This is a genomic window from Lysinibacillus sp. FSL M8-0216 (assembly GCF_038595555.1).
GTDB lineage: Bacteria > Bacillota > Bacilli > Bacillales_A > Planococcaceae > Lysinibacillus > Lysinibacillus fusiformis.
In genome coordinates this window covers 1,748,010-1,771,958 of record NZ_CP152007.1, presented here as the reverse complement: position 1 = coordinate 1,771,958, position 23,949 = coordinate 1,748,010, and the positions used below count along the sequence as shown (strand labels likewise).

At 40.5% G+C, this 23,949-nt stretch carries 17 protein-coding genes; 1 reads left to right on the top strand and 16 read right to left on the bottom strand.

What is annotated here, in order from left to right:
- Positions 1-31: 31 nt before the first annotated feature.
- The 9 genes from MKX57_RS08315 to MKX57_RS08275 form a co-directional block, all read right to left on the bottom strand.
- Positions 32-1,009, bottom strand: coding sequence for a dipeptide ABC transporter ATP-binding protein (locus tag MKX57_RS08315; RefSeq protein ID WP_089985017.1), 978 nt, complete (start codon positions 1,007-1,009; stop codon positions 32-34).
- On the bottom strand, positions 978-2,012 hold the full coding sequence (locus tag MKX57_RS08310) for an ABC transporter ATP-binding protein (RefSeq protein ID WP_089985019.1): 1,035 nt from the start codon (positions 2,010-2,012) through the stop codon (positions 978-980). The genes MKX57_RS08315 and MKX57_RS08310 overlap by 32 nt, the downstream gene beginning before the upstream one ends.
- A gap of 15 nt (positions 2,013-2,027) precedes the next feature.
- Positions 2,028-3,482: an aldehyde dehydrogenase family protein gene (locus tag MKX57_RS08305; protein ID WP_089985021.1), complete on the bottom strand. Its 1,455-nt coding sequence runs from the start codon at positions 3,480-3,482 to the stop codon at positions 2,028-2,030.
- A gap of 10 nt (positions 3,483-3,492) precedes the next feature.
- Positions 3,493-4,239, bottom strand: a complete 747-nt coding sequence (locus tag MKX57_RS08300) for a glucose 1-dehydrogenase (RefSeq protein ID WP_342550900.1) — start codon at positions 4,237-4,239, stop codon at positions 3,493-3,495.
- A 1-nt stretch (position 4,240) separates the two neighbouring features.
- A complete protein-coding gene (locus MKX57_RS08295) occupies positions 4,241-5,329 on the bottom strand; it encodes a tartrate dehydrogenase (RefSeq protein ID WP_090001795.1) in 1,089 nt (362 codons plus the stop codon).
- Positions 5,326-6,558, bottom strand: a complete 1,233-nt coding sequence (locus MKX57_RS08290) for a M20 family metallopeptidase (protein WP_342550899.1) — start codon at positions 6,556-6,558, stop codon at positions 5,326-5,328. Before MKX57_RS08290 ends, MKX57_RS08295 begins: the two co-directional genes overlap by 4 nt.
- Before the next feature lie 287 nt (positions 6,559-6,845).
- Complete coding sequence (locus MKX57_RS08285) at positions 6,846-7,973, bottom strand: virulence factor (protein ID WP_342550898.1); 1,128 nt, start codon at positions 7,971-7,973, stop codon at positions 6,846-6,848.
- A 12-nt stretch (positions 7,974-7,985) separates the two neighbouring features.
- Positions 7,986-9,872: an ABC-F family ATP-binding cassette domain-containing protein gene (locus MKX57_RS08280; RefSeq protein WP_089985026.1), complete on the bottom strand. Its 1,887-nt coding sequence runs from the start codon at positions 9,870-9,872 to the stop codon at positions 7,986-7,988.
- Between the two features lie 124 nt (positions 9,873-9,996).
- The gene (locus MKX57_RS08275) at positions 9,997-11,472 is read right to left on the bottom strand and encodes a PLP-dependent aminotransferase family protein (RefSeq protein ID WP_342550897.1); all 1,476 of its coding nucleotides are present in this window, start codon (positions 11,470-11,472) and stop codon (positions 9,997-9,999) included.
- Between the two features lie 102 nt (positions 11,473-11,574).
- On the opposite strand from MKX57_RS08275, the gene MKX57_RS08270 reads away from it, so the two are divergent.
- Positions 11,575-12,981 (top strand): pyridoxal-dependent decarboxylase, encoded by a 1,407-nt coding sequence (locus tag MKX57_RS08270; RefSeq protein WP_342550896.1) that lies wholly within the window; start codon positions 11,575-11,577, stop codon positions 12,979-12,981.
- A gap of 209 nt (positions 12,982-13,190) precedes the next feature.
- Here MKX57_RS08270 and MKX57_RS08265 read toward each other — a convergent pair whose 3' ends face one another.
- The 7 genes from MKX57_RS08265 to MKX57_RS08235 form a co-directional block, all read right to left on the bottom strand.
- Positions 13,191-13,805, bottom strand: coding sequence for an HD domain-containing protein (locus tag MKX57_RS08265; RefSeq protein WP_342550895.1), 615 nt, complete (start codon positions 13,803-13,805; stop codon positions 13,191-13,193).
- A 689-nt stretch (positions 13,806-14,494) separates the two neighbouring features.
- On the bottom strand, positions 14,495-15,538 hold the full coding sequence (locus tag MKX57_RS08260; RefSeq protein ID WP_342550894.1) for a DUF917 family protein: 1,044 nt from the start codon (positions 15,536-15,538) through the stop codon (positions 14,495-14,497).
- Between the two features lie 16 nt (positions 15,539-15,554).
- Complete coding sequence (locus MKX57_RS08255) at positions 15,555-17,129, bottom strand: OPT/YSL family transporter (protein WP_008180208.1); 1,575 nt, start codon at positions 17,127-17,129, stop codon at positions 15,555-15,557.
- Positions 17,130-17,151: 22 nt separating this feature from the next.
- Positions 17,152-17,904, bottom strand: coding sequence for an IclR family transcriptional regulator (locus tag MKX57_RS08250; protein ID WP_008180206.1), 753 nt, complete (start codon positions 17,902-17,904; stop codon positions 17,152-17,154).
- A gap of 12 nt (positions 17,905-17,916) precedes the next feature.
- Positions 17,917-19,596 carry a hydantoinase B/oxoprolinase family protein gene (locus MKX57_RS08245; protein ID WP_107921822.1) on the bottom strand — a complete coding sequence of 560 codons (1,680 nt, stop codon included), beginning with the start codon at positions 19,594-19,596 and terminating at the stop codon, positions 17,917-17,919.
- Positions 19,597-19,599: 3 nt separating this feature from the next.
- Positions 19,600-21,636 carry a hydantoinase/oxoprolinase family protein gene (locus tag MKX57_RS08240; RefSeq protein WP_342550893.1) on the bottom strand — a complete coding sequence of 679 codons (2,037 nt, stop codon included), beginning with the start codon at positions 21,634-21,636 and terminating at the stop codon, positions 19,600-19,602.
- Between the two features lie 441 nt (positions 21,637-22,077).
- Positions 22,078-23,757, bottom strand: coding sequence for a formate--tetrahydrofolate ligase (locus MKX57_RS08235; protein WP_008180201.1), 1,680 nt, complete (start codon positions 23,755-23,757; stop codon positions 22,078-22,080).
- Positions 23,758-23,949 lie beyond the last annotated feature (192 nt).

Genomic DNA, 23,949 nt, shown 5'->3' with positions numbered 1-23,949 from the left:
CCTCCACTTCCCAATAAATTAAATATTCAGATTATTTATCATATAAAAAGCAAGCGACTCGCTGATTTGCATTTTCCTCTTGAAGCTTAGGCCTCTCCTGCCGACATCTTTCCATGACATGTGAACAACGCGTATGAAAAACACAGCCAACAGGTGGATTGATCGGGCTAGGTAGTTCACCTTGTAAAAGTACTTCTTGCTTTGACTCATCAAAATTGACGACTGGAATAGCAGATAGCAATGCTTGTGTATAAGGATGCAATGGATGAGCGTATAGCTCCTTTTTCGTTCCTATTTCCACAACCCGTCCTAAGTACAACACCGCCACACGGTCACTTATATGCTTCACAACGCTTAAATCGTGGGAAATGAATAAATAAGTTAACTGAAATTCATCCTGTAAATCCATCATTAAGTTAAGGACTTGTGATTGCACAGACACATCCAATGCCGATACTGGCTCATCCGCAATAATGAATTCTGGATGAATGGCAAGAGCTCTTGCAATCCCAATCCTTTGTCGCTGACCTCCTGAAAATTCATGAGGAAATTTTTGCATGGCATCCTCAGGAAGTCCAACCTTTTGTAGCAATTCCTTCACGCGTTCTTTTCGCTGTTCCTTCGTCAATGTTAATTGTAATTTCATCGGTTCCTCAATAATCGCTCCAATGCGCATTCTAGGATTTAGTGAGGCAAAGGGGTCTTGAAAAATCATTTGCATTTGATTGCGATACGATTGAAGCTTATTGCCTTTTAAATGCTGGATCGGTTGTCCTTTATATAATACTTCTCCGGCTGTTGGTTCAACGAGCTTCAAAATCGTTCGTCCAAATGTAGATTTTCCTGAGCCAGATTCGCCTACAATGCCTAGCGTCTCTCCCCGATAAATTTCAATGGAAATATCATCAACCGCTTTGACCATCTTTTTCTCTTCTTTCATAGACTTGCGCTTCACAGGAAAGTAAGCTTTTAAATGATTAATTTCCAGCAAAACTTCTTTCTTCGTCATGTGCCAGCTCCCCCTTCTCTGTGAATAAATGACAGCGCACTTTATGTGTCTCTTGAATATAGTGTATGGTCGGACTATCCTGATGGCATTGCGCCATAGCATGCGGGCATCGGGGTGCAAAGCGACAACCCTTTGGTAATGCATATGCGGGTGGCACAGTACCAGGAATAGATGGCAGTCTTTTCACCTCTGTTTCAAGACTCGGCATTGTTTTTAGCAGCGCTGCTGTATAAGGGTGCTGAGGATTTAAAAAAAGCTCTCTTACAGGGGCCTCCTCCACTATTTGCCCGGCATACATAACCATGACACGGTCCGCTGTTTCTGCGACAACACTCATATCATGGGTAATGAATAAAATCGCTGATTGATGTTCTTCCTTCATTTTCATCATCAGCTTTAAAATTTGCGCCTGTACGGTTACATCTAATGCTGTAGTCGGCTCATCCGCAATTAATAGCTGGGGATTATTTGACATCGCAATGGCAATCATGACACGTTGCCTCATTCCCCCTGATAATTGGTGAGGATATTCGGCGATTACCTTCTCCGCGTTGGCAATCCCCACCTCCTTTAATAATTGTAATGCTTTTTGCCAAGCATCTTTTTTTGAAACCTTTTGATGTCTACGAATGCCTTCGATCATTTGATTGCCGATCGTAAATACCGGGTCTAATGAAGTCATAGGCTCTTGAAAAATCATACTAATTTCATTGCCACGAATATGGCTCATCTCTTTATTTTTATAGGCTAATAGATTTTTGCCGTTAAAGTTGATAGTTCCTGCTGTAATTTCCCCAGGAGGGATTGGCAGTAAACGCATAATTGCTAAGGAGGTAATACTTTTGCCACTGCCCGATTCTCCCACTAATGCAACCGTTTCTCCCTTATGAATGGTAAAGCTCACATCGTCTACCACTTTTGCCTCTTTGCCATTCTTCAAATGGAATCGGATCGATAATTGATTGACCTCTAAGAGCACTTGTTTATCTTTTGCATGTTCCATAGGCGTCCCTCCCTGTCAGCGTTGAATAGGTGGTGCATAGCGTATGGCAATATTTTTCATTTGCGTATAGTTCCGCAGAGCAACAAAGCCCTTCTCTCGACCAATCCCACTTTTTTTATAGCCTCCGAACGGCATTTGAATACCACCGGCTGCCCCATAATTATTAATAAATACTTGTCCTGCTTGTACACGACTCGCCACATAATGAGCTGTATCGATATTCTGTGACCAAACACCCGCTACTAAGCCATAATCTGTGCTATTGGCAAGAGTAATGGCTTCCTCCACGCTCGTAAATGTTAAAACCGTCAGCACGGGTCCAAAAATTTCCTCCTGCGCTAAAGGATCATTCGGCTGTACACCATCTAGTATAGTTGGCTGCACATAGAAGCCATTTTCATACCCTTCCATCATTAACGGCTCTCCACCAGTGATGACATAGCCATCTTTCTTTGCTTGCTGTAATAATGTAGTAATTTTTGTATACTGACGTTCATTGAGTAACGGCCCCATATCCATGTCCGCCTCACCTGGCCCCACCTGTATCGCTTGAAATTTTTGTACTAATTGTGGGAGAAATGTATCTTTTATACTTTCTTCAATGAGTAGTCGAGCCCCAGCAGAACATGTTTGCCCTGAATTTTGAATAATAGCCCGCACTACCCCATCCAATGCTTGCTCTATATTGGCATCTGCAAAAACAATATTGGGTGATTTTCCGCCAAGCTCTAATGTTACAGGGACAACATTTTCCGCTGCTGCCTTCATCACTGCAACCCCTGTAGGGACCGACCCCGTAAAGGTAATATGATTAATATCAGGATGTGATGTTAAATACGGACCCACATCTCTTCCTAAGCCAGTAATATGTTGAAAGATCCCTTTTGGCAGTTTTTCTGCAAGCCACTCCGTGATGGCATGTGTTGTTAGTGGCGTATCTTCCGCACTTTTCACAATAACTGCATTGCCTGTAGCAATGGCCGCAGCGACACTTCGTGCTGTTATTTGAATCGGATAGTTCCATGGCACGATATGTACAGTAATACCAACGGGTTCGAGCACTACTGCATTCAATAGGCCATCCTCAATTGGAATCGTATCCCCCATCACCTTATCAGCCGCTCCACCGTAAAATTCAAAATACCGAGCCGCCGCTTCAATATCTGCCCTTGCTTGCGTTAAAGGTTTACCTACGTCCCGGCATTCTAGTAGACTCCATTCCTCGGCATGCTGACGAATATAATGAGCGAAGTCGATTAATAACTGGCCTCGTTCAAAAGCCTTCCATTGACGCCATTCATCACTTTCAAAGGCTCTCCTTGCTGATCGCACCGCTTCTTCTACATGCGCTTGACTCGCATTACTAATTTGCGCAATGATTTCTCCCGTTGATGGATTGCCCACATCTAGCAATGCTTCTGCATCACCATAAATCCATTCCCCATTAATCAACATAGGAATAATTCTCATCGTATCCCTCCTATAATCCACGACCACCATCTACATGTAAGGTCGTCCCAGTGACCATGCTAGCTGCATCAGACAATAAATAACTAACGGCTCCTGCTATATCAGAAGGCTTCACCAATCGTCCTAATGGGACAGATTGCACAAACACACTTTGCTTTGTTTGCTCAACATCGGCGCCATGTGCGGCAAATTGCCCAAGCATTTGTGTATCGGCAGGCCCAGGATGAATCGTATTAACTCGAATTTGGTTTGGTGCCAGCTCAATCGCTAGCCCTCTCGTAAAGCTTTCCGCTGCACCCTTCGATGCAATATAGGCTTGTAAGCCAGGTCTAGGGCGAACTGCTGATATGGAAGCAATCGTAACAATAGACCCCTTTTGCTGTTTTTTCATAAAGGGGACAACAGCTTTTGCTGTAATAAATAAACTTTTTACATTGACATCCATTAAGCGATTCCACTCGTCCATCGTTACTTGTTCAATTGGCGTTGCTGCCTGTGCAATCCCAAGTGCATTGACAAGCCCATCAATTCTACCGTACTTATCAACAATTTGCTGGAAGATGTCATTCACTCGCTCCTCCTGCAATACATTGACTTCAAAGCATTGCAGGGAATCATGTGTTAAATTGGACAGCGCCTTTACAGATACATCAAGCCCTATAACCAGATTACCTTGCTTAAGCTGTTCTTCCATAATGGCTTTTCCCATTCCGCCACCTGCACCTGTCACAACAATCACCTTAGGCTCAGTTGTCATACTATACACCCCCTGCTGTTAAAGTCATATGAATGATTTCCTGACAAATCGCATCGCCCATTTGTGCTGTTGTTGCTTGTCCACCAATATCAGCTGTTTTCACGACGCCTTCTTCTAGCACTTTACTAATAGCTTGGACAATCAAATGTTCTAAATCCTTTCTGCCTTGATGTCCTAGCAGTAAGGCGAGCGACCATATTTGAGCGATTGGATTGGCAATTCCCTTGCCTGCTATATCTGGCGCTGAACCATGCACAGGCTCAAACATTGATGGAAATGTCTTCTCTGGATTTAAGTTGGCTGAAGGAGATAAGCCCAGCCCCCCAACAATGGCAGAGCCTAAATCAGATAAAATATCGCCAAATAAATTGGAAGCCACAACGACTTCAAATTCCTGTGGTCGTTCGACAAAATAAGCAACTAATGCATCGATATAAATGGCTTCAAGCTGTAGTTCTGGTGCAATTTGTGTCACTGTTTTTCTTGTATGCTCATCCCAAAATTTCATGGAATGAATAATCGCATTAGATTTTGTCGCACTTGTCAGCTTGGTTTTCCCATGCTGCTGAGCATATTCACAGGCTGCTCGAACAATTTTTTCAATCCCAATACGCGTCATAATCGTATTTTGAATCGTCATTTCTTGTGGCTGCTGTTGATATAGTCGACCCCCACTATCCGAATATTCCCCCTCAGCATTTTCACGGAAAATGACAAAATCAATATCGTTCCCGCCAACCAGAGGTGAGGAAATCCCTGGCAATGACTTAATAGGACGGAAATTCACATACTGCTGGAAATTTTTCCGAATCGGCATAATGAGTTCCCATACCGTGACATCATCTGGTACGCGAGCATCACCAATAGCTCCAAATAATATCGCATCATATTTTTGTAGTGTCTCCAGTGCATCCTCTGGCATCATGCGACCGTGTGCTAAATAATAATCAGAGCTCCACGGAAAAACCATCGTTGTAATTTGTAAGGATGAATCCCGTTCTTGCACACATTTTACAACCTTTAATGCTTCCTGCATCACTTCTTTTCCAATGCCATCCCCTGGTATAACCGCCATTTTTATTGTTGTCATTGTGCATCACCAGCCAAAAATTTTAATGCCGCTAAACGATAAATAGCTGTTGTTTCCGCCAATTCTTCAATATCTACATATTCATTGATTTGATGAGGAATTTCACGATCTCCTGCACCAACCGTCACTATTGGAATACCATGGACGTGAAGAAACGTACCATCTGTTGCACCAGGAACACCGTTATATTTAGGTTCCTTTTCTGTCACCTCTGCCACTGCCTCGTATATGGCCTGTACAACAGCTTCCTCCTTAGCCGTTGCTGTAGCAGGTCGATTATCAAGGATCGTTAGTTCCACATTAAAATCTGGATCATCTGCCTGTAAGCGTTTAATAATTGCGTCGATTTTTCCTAGTAATTCATCATGATCTTGGGCAGGAACTGTACGAATATCAAGCGTCGTCATACAGTGATCAGGAATGACATTGATTTGTGCATCTCCTTTAACAGGCGCACGTAATATCGTTGGCGTAATAGATGGCCAATTCAGCATCGGGTCACGGCCTAACCGAGCCTGCTCCTCTTTTTCTAGTTTCTCCAGCTCTACAATCAATCGTGCCATTCGCCAGTTTGGATTAATGCCACTCCACGAGATCGCGCCATGTGCCATCTTACCGAAAATATCAACCTGTAAACGAATGGCCCCACGCTGTGCAATACATACATTGTTTTCCTGTGGCTCGCAAATAATAGCCCCATCTACTCCGTCTGCCCAGCCGTTTTTAATAAAATGCTTAATGCCTAGCATGAGCCCCTCTTCATCACAAGGGATACATAAAATAATCTTGCCTGTAAATTCTTCCTGATCTAGTAATAATGATTGACAGGCAGTAATCATACAAGCGAGATTGCCCTTCGTATCATTTGTTCCCCTGCCATACATACGTCCTTCAACAATCTCTGCTCCAAATGGATCGTATGCCCATGCTTCACGATTACCCTCCGTCACAACATCTGTATGCCCCTCAAAAAGTAATGTTTTCCCAGGCTTGCCCGAATCAATAATACCAATAACATTCGGTCGTCCTGGCACAACCTCCTCAACATGTGTCTCTATGCCAATATCCCGTAAATACGCCGCAACAACGTGTGCCACCTCTTCTTCATTACCCTTTGGATCATTCTCACGGTAAACGCTTTCAATTCGTACTAGCTTTTGTGTTAACGCGATGACCGCCTCCCGATCTCGCACGTACGATTTGGTTGTTTTTAAACTAGTTATTGTCATGCAAAGGACCTCCTATTTTAGGGAATATTCTGAATTTATGTTATTTTAACATTGACCCTTCTCTATGAAACTAGACAATATGTTAATGATTCATAGAATGACCTTAACTTTTTGTTTAGCAATAAATCGCTAAAAAACAACTTTTTTTTCTACTTTACACCCATTTTTGATAATCCAAAGAAGATGCATCTATGATAATCAGGATATTGAGTATCTTCATTTCCTTGGAATAAAACTCTCCCCACAAAATAAAAAAACCAGCGGCTGCTGGTTTATTTCTTACATAACTATTGTTGGCGAGATTCGGTCATTTGCTTCCAAACGGAGCCTTTTGCCTCTTCACCTTGCTCGATACGGGCAATCGCCATTTTCACTTGTAGCTTCACTTCGAATTCTTTATCATCTGCGGCCGCTTTTAATACTGGTAATGATTGTTCTGTACCAGCCTCATATAAATACATCGCTGCACGCCAGCGTACCAATTTGTTCTTATCTTGTAGGGCTTGCTGCATGGCGCTTTCAAATTCTACAAAGCCAAGGTCACTCATGCAGTCGCCTGCTGTACGTCGCACGGCAGCACTTTTATCCTGAAGGGCCCTTTCTAAATACGGAACTACCGTAACATCTTCAACCATCCCTAAATATACAGTTGCTAGACGACGAATCGACATTTGCTCATCCTGTAAAGCTACATCTAAAAGTGGTAAATCATCCAGCTTCGGATCAGCCATTTGGTCTAATAACTGGAAGCGTTTCTCCCATTCCGGTTGTTGGAACTGCTCCACCGTTATTTTCAGCTTATTTGATTGAACGATAGCTTTTTCATCGTCATTATTAAGCGCAGCAACAATTTCTGCTAATCGTTCTACAGAATATGTGACATCAATTTCCTGTTTGACCGCTTCTGCGATTTCTTCTAATTCGCCATAGCGCACACCATAATCAATCCATTTACGCTGGAAAATATAGTTTTCATCTACTGCTGATTCAATAATTTGATTAAAAGCATCGACAAAACGATCACCACAGCTCACACGATGTTCACGTTGGTTATCAAACACTTTTACTTGTAGTGGTACTTGCTTATAGAACTGAACATGGACATAAACTTCCCCGTAAAACTCATTAGCTACTATTGTTTCATCTTGCGTTTCAACGTCTTCACCTAATACTTGACGGATACTTGCTAAAATACCTTCCCATGCATATTTGGCATTACGCTCCACCGCAAAGAAATCAGCTACATGATAAACGCCCTTTATCCCCTCAATGGCTAAAATAGCTGCTGCTTCTCCAGTTGCTTCATCTTTATTATCCTTTGTAAAATTATAGCTTTTCCCGAACGGTAGCTCTGTATCAACAACAATCTTCATAGAATTGGGACTTGGTGTCGGTTCAATTGTAATAATCTTCATGTCTATCGCTCCTTATCCATTAACAATTTCATCTAAATAAGACCATCTTTCAATCAGATGCTCATACTGTGCATTGAGCTCATCAAGCTGAGCTGTTAATTCCTGTAGTTTTGTAAAATCTGAACCAGTATTAGCGATTCCCTCTTCAGTCTCCATAATAGCTGTTTCTGTTTTTTCAATATCATCTGCAATCGTTTCCCATTCTTTTTGCTCTTTAAACGATAGCTTTTTCTTATCAGATTTTGGTTTTTCGGACTTCGGCTTTTCAGCCTTCGGTGCCTCAACTTTCGCAGTAGCCGTATGCTCACGCTTCTCCAAATACTCACTATACAGATCCAGCGTTTCCTCTACCTGCCCTTTTCCATCCAAGATCCATAGCTTTTTCGCAATACGATCTAGGAAAAAACGGTCATGGGAAATCGTGATGACTACGCCTGGGAAATGCTCAATGAAATCCTCTAGCACGCCCAAAGTTTCAATATCTAAATCATTGGTTGGCTCGTCTAATAATAAAACATTAGGCTGCTCCATTAATAAACGTAATAAATGAAGGCGCTTGCGCTCACCGCCTGATAATTTACCAATCGGTGTACCGTGAGCATGTAATGGGAATAAAAAGCGCTCTAGCATCTGAGCCGCTGAATAGCGGACACCCTCTGCATCTGTAATGTCATTCGAAGCCTCACGTATATATTCAATCATACGCTCATTTTCATTCATTTTCGGTAAAGTTTGCTTGAAATGAGCTAGCTTTACTGTTGACCCAACAAGAATTTCACCTTGGTCTGGTGAAAGCTCTCCTGCTAGCATGTTCAATAAAGTAGATTTTCCTACACCATTCGCGCCGATTATGCCAATACGGTCCCCTTGCTGGAGTAAAAATGAAAAGTTATCTAAAATCTTTTGCTGGCCAAATGCTTTCGAAATACTTTCAGCCTCTAGCACTTTACGCCCTAAACGTGTTGTAGCAAGTCCTATTTCCAATGAAACGTCCTCAGATCTACGCTCTAAATTATCCTCCAACTTTTCAAAGCGTTGGATACGCGCTTTTTGTTTAGTGGAGCGTGCCTTCGCACCGCGACGAATCCATTTCAACTCTGAACGATAACGGTTGCGATCCTTCTGAGCAGAAGCCGCCTTCATTTCCTCACGGATGGCTCGGGCCTCTAAAAAATCACCATAATTTCCTGTATGACGATACAGGGTTTGATCGGCTAGTTCGTAAATATGTGTCGATAATTCATCTAAGAAATAACGATCATGGGTAATAAAAATAACTGCGCCCTTTAGTCGTAGCACCATCTCTTGAAGCCACTCTGTTGCTTGCACATCCAAATGGTTGGTCGGCTCATCTAATAGGTAAAGGTCTGCTGGTTCAATTAATACTTTAGCCAATGCTACTCGTTTTTGCTGACCGCCTGAGAGCGTTAGCACTTCTTTATCAAATGTTTCAATGCCAAGCTTTGTTAAGGCTGTTTTTGCAAGCGCGTTGACATCCCATGCCTGCTCTTCATCCATACGCTGCTGCAAGCCAAATAAAGTCTTTTGCAAACTTTCAGATGTAGGATTTACTGCTAGTTCAGCCACTGTTTCCTCATATTGACGATTCAGTTGTAAAACCGGTGAGTCACCAGCAAAGACTGCTTGTAAAACCGTTTCTCCTGATTGGAATGTCGGTTCCTGTGGTAAATATGCGACACGGTATTTATTGGGGCGATCCATTGTGAGGGTATCCGCTTCGATATCCTCTGCTAAGATCGATAACAGGGTTGATTTCCCCGTACCATTAATACCGATTAGGCCTGCTCGCTCACCCTCATAAATGGTAAATTCAATATTTTCAAAAAGCGTTTTATCGCCAACAGTTTTTGTTAAATTTTGTACAATTAAATGACTCATTCCACTATTCCATCTCTTTCATGTTAGGTATTGTTCATGCCCTCACTACTTTTATGTAGACGATTATTGATATCCAATATTCATCATAACATCAATTGACATGTAAACAAAGAACAACAAACTATCAATGGTTTGTCCTATCAATGTTCCTATTCTCCTGTAAATACGTGTGCATTATCTGACAAAGTTTCATGACTCCTTGCTCTAGTTCATGTGGTTCTGGATAGGAATAACTAATTCTCATATGGTGATATTGAGGCTCTCCCGGATAACAAGCAGAGCTGGGTAAAAAAGTAATATGGGCTTGCTGCGCTTTAAACAACAGTTCATCTGTATTGCCATTACTAGGCAGAGACACCCAAATATTTAACCCTCCTTTTGGTTCCATCCACGTAACGCCTTGTGGTGCATATTTGTTCAATATTGCAATCGTCTGATCTCTTCTTACTTCAAGCGCAATGCGTAATTTTTCTAAATGGACATGCATGCGTTCTGATCGTAAAAAAGGAATCAATGCCTTTTGTGTTAATAGTGGATTGCCCGAATCGGCAAAGGATTTGGCTGATAGGAGCCTTTGATGGACAGTGCCATTCGAGATGATGGCTCCAATTCTACAACTAGGTGCTAACGATTTGCTAAATCCTTTTAAATAAATAACATGACCACTTTCATCTAACGCTTTAAGAGTAGGTGGCGGTGGATTATCGTCAAAATAAATTTCATTCCATGAATCATCCTCTACAATAAGAAAGCCGTATTGTTGGGCAAGGTCTAGTAACTCTCTTCGTCTAGTTTCGCTTAAAACAGTTCCTGTAGGATTCTGAAATGTTGGGTTTGTATAGATCAGTTTTGGTTGTTTGCTTAAACATAATGTCGCTAGAATAGTTGTCTGCATACCTTCTGCATCTACTGGAATCGGAATAATATGGGCTCCACGATTTCTAAAGACATCGATTGCTGCTGTATAGGTAGGAGCTTCGGTAATGACAATGTCTCCTGGTCCAATAAATGTTCTAGCCACTACATCAATTCCTTGTTGAACACCATTTGTCACAATAATTTCTTGAGGTGTTGTTTCAATGTCACCATACTTTTGGACATAGTCCCGAATTGCCTTTCGTACATCTTCATCACCTTGTACAGCCCCATAGCGCGTAACAATCTGAGGATCCGCGAGTAAAATTGCCACGATTTCATTCGTCAAATAAACTGAGGGTAATAACCCCGGATGGATGGTTGCACTTGAAAATTTCAGCGCATACTCTGTTCCTTTATTTAACATGGATTGTGAACGTTGAATGTAGTCGGGGATCGATAATTGCCAATTGTAATTACGTTGGCTCACATGGATGCTCCCCAGTTCATTTTTACGCACGAATGCCCCCTTGCCATGTACCACTTGAATATACCCATTTCTTTCTAACAATGCATAAGCCTTGCTAATCGTTACAGGGCTCACTTGATTTTCTTTAGAAAAGCTCCGAATAGAAGGTAATTGACTCCCCTCCTGTAGAAAACCTGATCGTATTTTTTCTGTCATAATATTTGAAATCTGATGGATTAAGGTTTGATCTGATTGACGGTTTAGCTTTATTTTCATTGACCCTCCAACTGTTATAGTCATAATTTGACTGTTATATATATCACTATATAGTGTAGAGGCAGAAATAGCTAAATTTAAAATGAAGGGAAATGATGATCCATGACGAACATGAAGCAAGATCAGGAAAATATTGAAACGATTTTAACGGATGTTGTGCACCATGCTGCCAAGTTTTTTACCAGTCTTGAAGAAAGAGCCGTAACAAATCAAGCTTATAACGTACCAGCTTCAACACTTCCTGAAGTAGGACATGGCGCTCAGTCGATACTTCAATACTTTTCACAGCATTATGCTGAAGGCTTAAGCGCCAGTGCAGGTTCAAGATATTTAGGGTTTGTTACAGGTGGGGCTACGCCTGCTTCGATTGTTGGAGATTGGTTAGTCAGTATTTACGATCAAAATCTATCCAATACGCAAGATTCTGTAGCAGGCTCAATGGAATTAGCGACGATTGATATGTTAAAAGATTTATTGCTAGTGAGTGAGGATTTTCAGGGAACATTTGTCAGCGGGGCTACGATGGCTAATTTCGTAGGACTTGCACAAGCAAGAGAGTGGGTGGCGCAATACTATGGGAAAAGCACTGCGATGGATGGGTTATATGATATCCCACCGATAAAGATTGTCAGTGGTACGCCACATTCAAGTATTGTCAAAGCAACTTCTATGCTTGGCATTGGGAGAAAGTCTATTCATCTTATTCCATGTCAGGAACAGCGTGAAGCGATCGATATCACAAAATTACAACAATTCCTTGAGGACAATCAACAAGAACCCTGTGTTGTCGTAGCAAATGCGGGAACCGTCAATACGGTTGATTTTGACGATTTACTAGCAATTGGCAAGCTCAAAAAGCGCTATAATTTCTGGCTTCATGTAGATGCGGCTTTTGGAGGCTTTGCTGCTTGTTCACAAAAGTATCATCACTTAGTCGAGGGCATTAACCATGCTGATTCTATTACGATTGACGCACATAAATGGCTGAATGTCCCTTATGATGCGGCTATGCAATTTTCCCGACATCAATCGTTACAAGTAGCTGTATTTCAAAATAATGCTGCCTACCTTGGTAGCTCGCTTGAGAATCCGAATTTTAGTGATCTTACCCCTGAAAATTCACGACGATTCCGGGCGTTGCCTGCTTGGTTCTCCCTACAAGCTTATGGTAAAAAAGGCTATCAACAGTTAATCGAACAAAATATACTGCTAGCTCAGCAGCTTGGTCAAAAAATAGAGCAAAGTGACCAATTTACTTTGTTAGCCCCTGTTCGTTTAAATGTTGTGTGCTTTGCCATAAATCATAAGGCACTAACAGCCGAAATGAGCAAACAATTTTTGACGACATTAAATCAACAAGGCAAAGTGTTCATGACACCAACTGTTTACCAAGGTGTGCCAGCTATACGTGCGGCTTTCAGCAATTGGCGTACAACCACAGAAGATCTAACTATTATTTGGGAAGCACTAACGACAGCCATACAATCCTTTTTCCGCGAGTCCCTCTAATCGATGATATCCAAATGTATAACAAGGGCGAATGCACAAATATATTTGTAAAAATTTATTACGATTTACCAGCTATGAAATCGCACAATATGGGAGTACTGCATATTTCATTTTAAAAAACTTCAAATTACAATAAAATGATTATGTCAAACAAATATGCAAATAAAACAACACAAACCGCCTTCAATTGAAAGGCGGTTCGTGTTGTTTTATTGACCTATTTCATGTTGTAATTGCTGTAAAAAGCTTTCCATAAATTGATGACGTTCAAGTGCCATTTGCTTGCCCTTTTCCGTTACCATTAAATCCTTTAGGAGCAATAGCTTTTCGTAAAAGTGAGTGACAGATGACGTATTTTTTTGACGATATTCTGATTCCGACATATTTGTGCGTGCTTCTTCATCCTTATCGTAAAGCTTGCGGTCTTTCGCACCACCATATGCAAATGTTCGAGCGATGCCAATGGCTCCAATTGCATCTAAACGGTCTGCATCGCGAACGATTTTCGCTTCCATGGATGTAGCCTCTAGCTCATTTCCACCATTAAACGATACTTGTGCAATACAATCTCGAATATGTTGCTTTTTTTCCTCGCTAACAGGGAGGTCTGCAATAAGCTGTTCCTCCTGTTCCTTACTATCGGTATACTTTTTGTCGCTCACATCATGCAGCAGCACTGCAATTTTAACAACTTCTGCATCTGCTGCTGGCTCTGTATGTAAGATCGCTAGTGCATTTTGATAGACACGCTCAATATGTTGGAAATCATGGCTAGCGTCAAACTGTTCATAAATTTCTCGTACTTTACTCATTAAATCATCCATAGTTCAAACTCATTCCCTTCCTACACGATTATACTGTATTTATAGCCCTCACGAAAAATAAAAAATCAATACCTTTTCAATTGACTAATTTTTCAGAATATTATAAGATAAACTTGCAGAACAAACAATTTGTTCTGTACCTCATATTTTTCAGCTATGTACAAACAGCTATGTGTTTGACAGAATGAATATCAACTTCAGCGGGCTTACAATTGAATAGTATGTTTGCAAGATGACATAAGTAAAGAAAACCAATCATCAAACAAATAAAAGTGAACACTTTCCCTTAGAAATTCTTTGTTTAACCCGCATAGCATGATGTACAGCCGAAAATTGTGAACAACAAGTTAGTTGTTTTTACGACCAAAAGGTTATTATTAAATGGAAGCCATGTGTAATTGTTTTTCGTTATTGGTTGTTACCTTCTTCAAGTTGTATGAACGTAGCTCCTCCCTTTAATGAAAATCGTACACGATGATGACTGCCAGTTTATGAAACCACGTGAATGAGTCGTACAAACACAATGAAGATTCATGTAAGCCAAAATTGTTAGAAGTTATAAAGGAAGTAGGAACGATCGTGATAAAATGTAATACCTTCCCGCTGAAGGACGAATAAAAGCTGCCCATCTTACAGTCATGTAGATGATGGCAGCTTTTATTAGTTTATTTGCTAGTTAACAGTAGATCCTACAACACGCCCTTGATGACCTCATCAATTTCTTTTAATAGCTCTTGATTTTGCATCGTTGAACTTAATTTTAAATGAGATTGATCAACATGGATGACCGCCACATGCATTCCTTCTTTTATGCTCGCACTTGGAACTGGCAGCATCTTTTCCGTATCAAATGTCATGATAAGATCTGGAAATTTCGATTGTAGCTGTCCTTCTTTCGATAACGTCATATATTCATTCCAGAACGTCAAATCGTAATCGCCAACGGATAATTTCCCTACGTCAAAGCCATTTTCCTTCGTTAATGAATAATGTCGAACCTTACCGGTTACGATATGCACCCCATTCAATTGCTGCAAAATATGGGTCAATTTATCGTCAAAGGTTTGTCCATTGAGGAAACGATAGCCAAGCTCAATAGCCATTGTAATGGCATTCGGTGCCCCATGTTTCTGTAAATAATCTATCGTCACAGGATTCCTCGTCACACCTACTAACCCTCCTGCTAAAATAGACGCTTGTCGTGCCGTTTTAGCCGTGTTTTGTAGTGGACCTTCCACAAATCCTTGGACCGCAAAGTCATCTTTGCCACCTGCGTAAAATTGTACTGATTGATAGTCTTCCTGTTCATGAAGATTTAAGGAACCCATAATACCCGTTGGATGTGCCCGCCCATTACAAGGAGCATCTACGACAGGCACTTTTAATAAAACTGACTGCAACCAGCCATTAATCGTTGTGATGGCACCATTTTCATTGGTAATGATGCCTTTTAAACGGTGATTGGTATGTGTGTTCATATTGCGATAGCTCCAGCAAAGCTGCTCGTTCGAAATATATTGATCGGCTGCTGAAGGTGCGCCTACCATTGCGACGCACGCCACTAAATCTTGGCCATCTAATTCTGTCAGATCGACTAATTGAGGATCCCCGGCTGCAAAAATTTTCTCCAACAGTTTGAGTCCTTCCTCTAGGAGGCCACCTCCGCCTCCGCCAAGGATTGCACCTCCATACACAGCAGCAATTCCATCCTCATACGTTAATACTTTTGCCATCGAGCATTACTCCTTTCTATTTCCCTATTTTTAGAATAGAAGAGAAGAAGCTGTATAAAGCATCCCCAGCAATAACACCTGCTGCAAAGACAGTCATTTCAGATTCTCTCTTACCTTTCGTCACGTATGTGAAAATAACACGAAGTAAGATACCTGCTAATACCGCCCATCCAGCAATCGGATTGATCAGTAATAAACCTGTAGCAAAAAGAATACCCATTTGTCGTTTCGAGCCACCAATCAATTGGATCAATGCCCCTGGAATTGCCCAAATCATTAATTGTTTCGCTACATCCCCTGTAACACCAGATTGAATAGTTGCCGCATAAACATGGTTAACAGGGGCTACTAAATCTTGTGCAAAATAGGATTTGTAGGATAGTAAAACAACAATAGCAGAAATCGAGAACGCCAACATACCAGCGATCATTTGCTGTTTACGCCCTTCTTTTTCTAGTGCCGGATCACTACCATTTCCACGCAGAATAAAACCAGTTTTTAAATCATAGCCCATATCCGCAAATGCAACCCCTGTAGCTGCACTATAACCTGCTAACAAAGCAAGAGCTGGTGCAGGGAAGCCTATTAAAATACCAACAATCAATGTAATAAATGCCACTGCAAACGCTGGGAACCAACCCGCATGCATGGCCGCAATACCAACGATCAACTCATGGACAAATGCTGCGATTGTGGCAAAGAGAATAAATCCTATTAACATCCCAAATGACATATGTGTGATAATGCCGCCTAAAACAGCTATTAATAAGGCAATGGCTAAATAAGCAATAAACCCAACACCAAAGGCTTGGCGAATTTCTTTTGCATCTTTCGAATAGATTAACTCTTCTGACTTTTTAATCGATTTTTTATTTAGTAAAGCAAAGGCTACTTGGAAAAGTGCCACAATCCCAGCACCAATCATAACCCCATGCGGGATATAATAAGCATTTAAGTCAACATTAAATAATTGAACCGAATAGCCTCTTAGTAAAAGCCCAATCCCAAACATCGTAAGCGCCCAAATATTACCGATAAACGCTACCCCAAAAGCTGACATTGGAATTTTTAGAACTGATCCCACGATACCGATTAATACACCACCAACTAATACTTTGGCATTTTTACCGCCTTTATCGCCAGCCTTAATTGCTTCAGCTGTCGCAATCCCTGGTGGCCAAGTACCTGCTGCTGGGAAAATTTTTGTATCGAAAAATTTATATAATAATAAAGCATCCACAAACATCGCTAAAATAACACCGATAAACAACGGTAATACTAAATTTTCATAGCCCAAAACGTATGGAATACCAATTGGCAACATTAAGCTACTCGCTGCACTAAATGTTGCGGCTGAAATGGCCGTTTGGATTATATTTTGTCTATGCACCGATTTAAATGCAATGAGCTTGCCAATTGGAATTCTTCCTAGAATCATCGCAAATATTGCCCCTACGATAGATGTATTGGCAGAAATTCCTAAAGTCGTAATCAGCTGTATCCCGATAATGGCCCCAATGACTGATGTTAAAACAATCATTAGTAGCGTTACAGGCTCCAAAGCCCGTGGGTGTAATACTTTATTATTCATACTGTCAGCTCCCCTATTGCTGTTATAGTTTTGAAATATGCGATTGTATCTGATGAACTACTTTCACTAACTGGTCAAGCATATATTTCTCCCTTTGATCATCTATATCGTATACTAACCCAGAAATTGTAAGAGATGCGATGATTTCTTTTTTATAGTTGAATAACGGTACACTGATGCCAAAAGCGTGTTCATTGTATTCACCAACGGTTACACACCATTTATTTTGGCGTATACTTTGTAGCTCTTCCCTTAATGTCTCAAGAAATTCATTATGCTCCTCTTTCGATTGCTTGCTTTGAAAAAATGCTATTAATTCAAGCTGTCTATCCTCTTCTAAAAAGGCGAACATGACTTTACAGGAAGCACCGATGTAAAGGGGTGTCTTTGTTCCTAAAGACACCGCATACTTTACATTTTTATTACTTTCGGCAATTTTTGTTGTGACACCATATTCATTGTCCATATAAGTGAGAAACACCGATTCGTTTATTTCACTTGCAAGATTTTGCATTAATTCATAAATAGTCGAGTGTGGGTCCATTGTATGTGAGAGCACATCATAAAAAAGGAACATTTTGTAGCCTAATTTATACTTTTTCGTGCCTTCATCCTGAATTAAATAACCCGTTTCTGTAAATGTATGAATGGCTCTTTGTACGACACTTGTCGGCATTTTCATCATGCGCGAAATTTCACGAACACCTAATGCATTTTCTGTCGTCGCAAAACACTCTAGTATATCTAATGAGTTTTTTAATGTCTTGACAGTCATTCATTTCTCCCTTTAAGCGTTTTGATAACCGTAATGCTTTTTCGCTACTTCTACAGAAATATATTCATTTAACACATCACGCTCTATAGCCTCTTTACTTCTTTCAAGTGGATTACCATAGCCACCACCTGTTGCTGTAACTAGCTCAATACGATCGCCTTTTTGCAATTCATAATTGGCTAGTACGCCAACTGGTCCAATTGTGGAACCATCCTTTTTATGAACGATTAAATAGTTATGAGACCCTTCGCCTCCTCCACTTAAACCGAATGGAGCGAATTGGTGTCTCCCTAAGTTGACTGAAACCTTTTGACCATCATTATTGATGGTATATACACGACGTACACCTAAGCCACCTCTAAACTGGCCTGTACCTGCACCGTCACAGTTTAAGCTATATTCATCAATTTGAATGCCATATTTCGTTTCGGCAATTTCCACAGGTAGATTATAAGTTTCACCATCTCCCATACAATATTGCCCGCTTTGACCATCTTCATCATTCGATGCTCCCCAACCACCAACAGATGGTTCAACGATAAGGAATGACTCATCATTTTCAGGATTTTTACCTGTCAGAATAAATGTACAAACGGATTGTAAGTGTCCTGCTGATAATCTTTCTGGTAAATGTGGCGCAAGTGCTTTCCAAATTAAATCTGCTGCCCCAATACGTGCCTCAAAGTTCATGGATACTGGATGTGGGCGCTTAGCAGAGACAATGGAATTTTCATCCGTTAAAATAGTTAAGCGTTTAAAGACTCCCTCATTAATGACATCAATATCACCTAGTAATGCTAGGAACATGACACGCACACTTGCCATTAAACCAAATTTGGAACAGTTTACTGGCACATTCACCGCTGGGTGGGAGCCTCTAAAATCACAAATAAATTCTTCATTACTAATCGTTACTTTCACTTTAATCGGGTATGGTCCGCCCTTTAATGGATCTCCCTCAATAAAGTCCTCCGCGTAAAACTCACCTTTTGGCAAATGCTGAAGCTCTAGCTCTACAATTTTCTCACCCTTGTCCAATAGTTTTTGAATGGACAAGCTCACCGATTCAGCACCAAACTTCTGACAAAGCTCTGTAATTCGCCTTTCGCCTGTTTTTAAGGCCGCTACTTGTGCAAACATATCGCCGATAGATAGCTCTGGCAAACGAACATTCATCGAGATAATCTCATAAATGGCTTCGTTCAATTCACCTTTATGATAAAGTTTAACACCTGGCAGTTGTAGACCTTCCTGGTAGATTTCATTAGAATTACTTGTAAATGAACCAGGATCCATGCCCCCAACTTCTGTCCAGTGTGCTTTATTGGCAGAGTAAGCAATGATTTCACCATTATAAAAAATCGGAAGCACTAAGCCAACATCGGATAAATGCGAGCCTCCCCCTACATACGGGTCATTAATAATAATGACATCGCCCTCATGTAACTTTTGTCCATGATCGAATTTTTCAATTACTCGCTGCACCATTGGACTTAGCATACCAATAAAGCTTGTAACACCATTTCCTTGGCTAATTAAGTTACCCTGTGCATCTGTTAAACCGCAGGCATAGTCTAATACTTCATAGATGACGGGACTCATAGAAGAGCGTGCTAGAGCGACAAACATTTCATCCCCTATGGCTAGCAATGAATCCTGAATAATCTCTACAGCAAAAACGTCTTTTTTCATGATTTATTTCCCCTCCATCTCTACAATCAAATTGCCATATTTATCAATTTCTATGGATTGCTTCTCATTGATTACGACTGTAGATGTTGGGTTTTCAACGATAGCAGGACCTGCAATGACATACCTAGGAGCAAGCTTTTGCTGGTCATAAACATTGACTTCAACCCAACCCTTTTCTTTCACATATAAGTTGCGCTTTGTTTTGATACATGTTGACACATCAATATGAGAGAAATCTAATTCTTTAAATTGAACAGCCTCATCTTTTCCATAGATGGTAATGTGTAGATTTACTAATTCAATTGGAGTAGTTGGCAAATCGAATGAAAATTCTTGTTTATGTTTTACATGGAACGCTTCAGCCAATTGAAGAAGCCCTTCATCATCAATCGTGATATTCGATGCGTTCAATTTGACTGCATGCTCTTGGCCTTTATAACGTAAATCATAATTAATTTCGAAATAATAATGCTCTTTCGATAAAGGTGCGTCAGCATAGGCACTTTCAATAGCTTGATCAATATTCGCTTGAATTTCCGCAAGATGCGCGTGATCAAAGCCCATTAAACTTGTTTGGATATAGTCTTGTCGATATTCTGTCATCATCATTCCTAATGCTGAAAAGACAGAAGAGCCATAAGGTATAATGACCTTTTTCATGCCTAATTCCTCTGCTAAATTAATAGCGTGTAGTGGACCACCACCGCCAAAGGCAACCATTGTAAAGTCTTCTGGATCATAGCCTTTACGAATGGAAATGAGCTTCAACGCATTTAACATATTGGAATTCGCAATATCTAATATACCTTGCGCTGCTTCTTCCGCTGAAACATTAAATGGTTTCGCAATCGCTTCAACAAGTGCTTCCTCTACTTTGTCGATAGAAATTGGATTATCGAAGTTTGCTAATGATAATCTTCCTAAATAAACATTAGCATCCGTAATCGTTGGCTGTGTATTGCCTAGCCCATAGGCTACTGGTCCTGGGTTTGCCCCAGCAGAATCCGGACCAACCTTTAAGGAACCGAACTGATCCACACGAGCCATAGAGCCCCCACCATTGCCGATTTCAACAATATCTACAACTGGAGTTTTAATTGGATAGCCAGCAAATTTTTCATTTCTTTCAATATAGTAATCTGTCGTAACGTTTACTTTGCCATCTGTAATAAGTGAGCATTTCGCTGTCGTACCACCCACATCAAAGGCAATAATATTGGACTCATTTAGAAGCTCACCTAATTTTGCTGCCCCAAACATTCCTGCTACAGGGCCAGACTCGACTAGATTGATTGGTAACTCCATAGCTTTATCAAAGCTTGTTGTCCCACCATTTGATTGCATAATTTTTAAATGATCCGTAATACCAACTGTGCTCAATTTTTCTTTTAAGCTTTTTAAATAAGCGTGAGCAATGGGCTTCACATATGAATTTAAAACCGTTGTATTTGTTCTTTCATATTCACGATATTCCTTAATCGTTTCGCTTGAAAGTGTAATATACACCTCGGGCCAAATTTTTACTATTTCTTCTTTTAATTGCTGCTCATGAATGGGATTTTTATAGCCATGAATAAGCGAAATGGCAATTGCCTCTACACCTGATTCCTTAAATTGACGGACAATCTCTCCAACTTCGTTCCTATTAAGCGCTTTCATAATATTTCCTTTAAAATCAATGCGTTCATCGATTTCTTGTCGTAAATAACGCTCTACAAATGGCTCTGGCTTTTTATATTTAAAATTATATAAGTCTGGTCGGTTACCACGTGCAATTTCTAAAATATCACGGAAGCCTTTTGTTGTAATTAATCCGACTTTGCCACCTTTTCTCTCTGTTAATGTATTAATAATTACCGTAGAACCATGAATAAACGATTCCATGAGAGAATCCTCTGTTACATGTCGTCCTAATACGTTTAATATCCCATCCTCAAAATGCCCTGGCGTCGTATGCCCTTTGTCAAAATGAAGATTTCCTTTCTCATCTGTATAAACTAGGTCGGTAAAAGTACCGCCAATATCTGTTGCGATTTTCAAGACTCCATCCCTCCGTGTTCCTATAATCGGAACAGTGTTCCGAATTAGAATTAAGTAAATTATATTTAAAATAAAAAGAAAATTCAATGTATTTTTTAAATAAAAATTCATTTGACAATTGCTTCTCTTTGTAAAAATCCGCTTTTTCCTTCCAATAACAGAGAACTATTGATAAAAAATACCAAACACATTTATATAAGGAAGCTTCTCGAGTTTTTAATCGCATGAAAAAAAATCCTAGTTTTTCAACTAGAATCGTAAATTTTCTAAAAAAAAATGGCCATGATGAATGTTTCGACAGGTTATCAAGTATAGAAGGAAGATATCAGAATCCTTTTTAGTGGCATTTGAGGAAGGAGATGTTAAAATGACTAGGCTTTTAAATCAGCTAATAAATAAAAAAGCTGCACCTCTGTTAAAGGGCAGCTTTTCAACATTTATTTAAAACAATCCTACCGCATGTCCGTCATTATCGACATTCATGCGTAAAGCTGCAGGAGCTTTTGGTAGTCCTGGCATTGTCATAATATCGCCTGTCAGACAAACTAAGAAACCAGCACCAAGCTTTGGAATCACCTCACGAATTGTGACCGTGAAGCCTTCTGGACGTCCAAGTAAGCTAGGCTGATCGGATAAAGAGTATTGCGTTTTCGCCATACAAATTGGTAGAGAATCCCAGCCGAATTTTTCAATTTGAGCCATTTGTTTTTTAGCTTGGTCTGTGAATTGAACATCTTTTCCACCATATACCTTTTGTACAATGGTACGCACTTTTTCTTCAATGGACTCTGTTACATCGTATAATGGTGAGAAGTTGTTTTCTTCTTCCAACACAGCTAGTACTTGTTCAGCTAAGGCTACTCCACCTTTACCGCCCTCTTCCCAGACATTTGTTCGGGCAATACGTACATGATTTTCTTGGCACCAGTTTAGAACGGCCTCTAGCTCTGCCTCTGTGTCTGTAATGAAACGATTTAATGCAATAATCGGTTCAACACCAAATGTACGTACCGTGTCGACGTGTTTAGCTAAATTTTCAATCCCTTGGAGCAGGGCTTCCACATTTTCACCGACAAGTGATGTTTTTGGAACACCACCATGCATTTTTAGTGCACGAATCGTTGCTACGATCACAACGGCACTTGGCTTAAAGCCTGCTTTACGAGCTTTAATGTTCATGAACTTTTCAGCACCTAAATCAGAGCCGAAGCCCGCTTCTGTCACCACAATATCAGCTAGCTTACGAGCAGTTTGTGTCGCCATAATGGAATTACAGCCATGGGCAATATTAGCAAATGGACCACCATGTATAATAGCTGGTGTCCCTTCTAATGTTTGTACTAAGTTTGGCTTAAAGGCATCCTTCAATAATAATGTTAAGGCACCCTCTACCTGTAAATCACGCACAAAAACAGGCTCGCGCTCAAATGTGTAGCCAATTACAATGCTAGCGATGCGCTCCCGTAAATCCTCAATGCTTGTTGCTAAACAGAACACTGCCATAATTTCGGAGGCAACCGTAATATCAAAGCCGTCTTCACGTGGCATGCCTTGAACAGGCCCTCCTAATCCGACAATCACTTTCCGTAATGAACGATCATTCAAGTCCATCACACGTTTCCAAATAATACGTCGTGGATCAATGTTTAAGACATTCCCTTGGTGGATATGATTATCAATAAATGCGGATAAAGCATTATTGGCTGTTGTTATCGCGTGAAGGTCACCAGTGAAGTGTAAGTTAATATCCTCCATTGGTACTACCTGTGCATAGCCTCCGCCTGTTGCGCCACCTTTTACGCCCATTACTGGACCAAGAGATGGTTCACGTAAAGCTACCATCACTTTCTTATTTAATTGATGAAGGGCATCAGCTAGTCCTACAGTCACAGTCGACTTCCCTTCACCTGCTGGGGTTGGACTAATAGCTGACACTAATACAACCTTTGCGTCCTCACCTTGAGCTGTAATTTTTAATGGGTCTATCTTCGCTTTGTAGCGGCCATACTGCTCAAGTGCATCCTCTGGAATACCTGCAGCATTGGCAATTTCCGTAATAGGTTTGATCACTGCTTGACTCGCGATTTCTAAATCTGTTAATGGTTGATTTTTCGTTGTCATTTGGCATCCTACTTTCTATGTTGTTCATTTCCATTATAGTCTTAATTGTGAAAAAAAAGAAAGTCAGATATGCTAGCATTCCGACAATCAATTGACATTTTTGTTCAATTCATGTATGTTCTAAGAGAAAATGCATTTTTTTCACATTTTCTCATTGATAGCACGACTTCTTTAACTTTATCTTACTTTCAA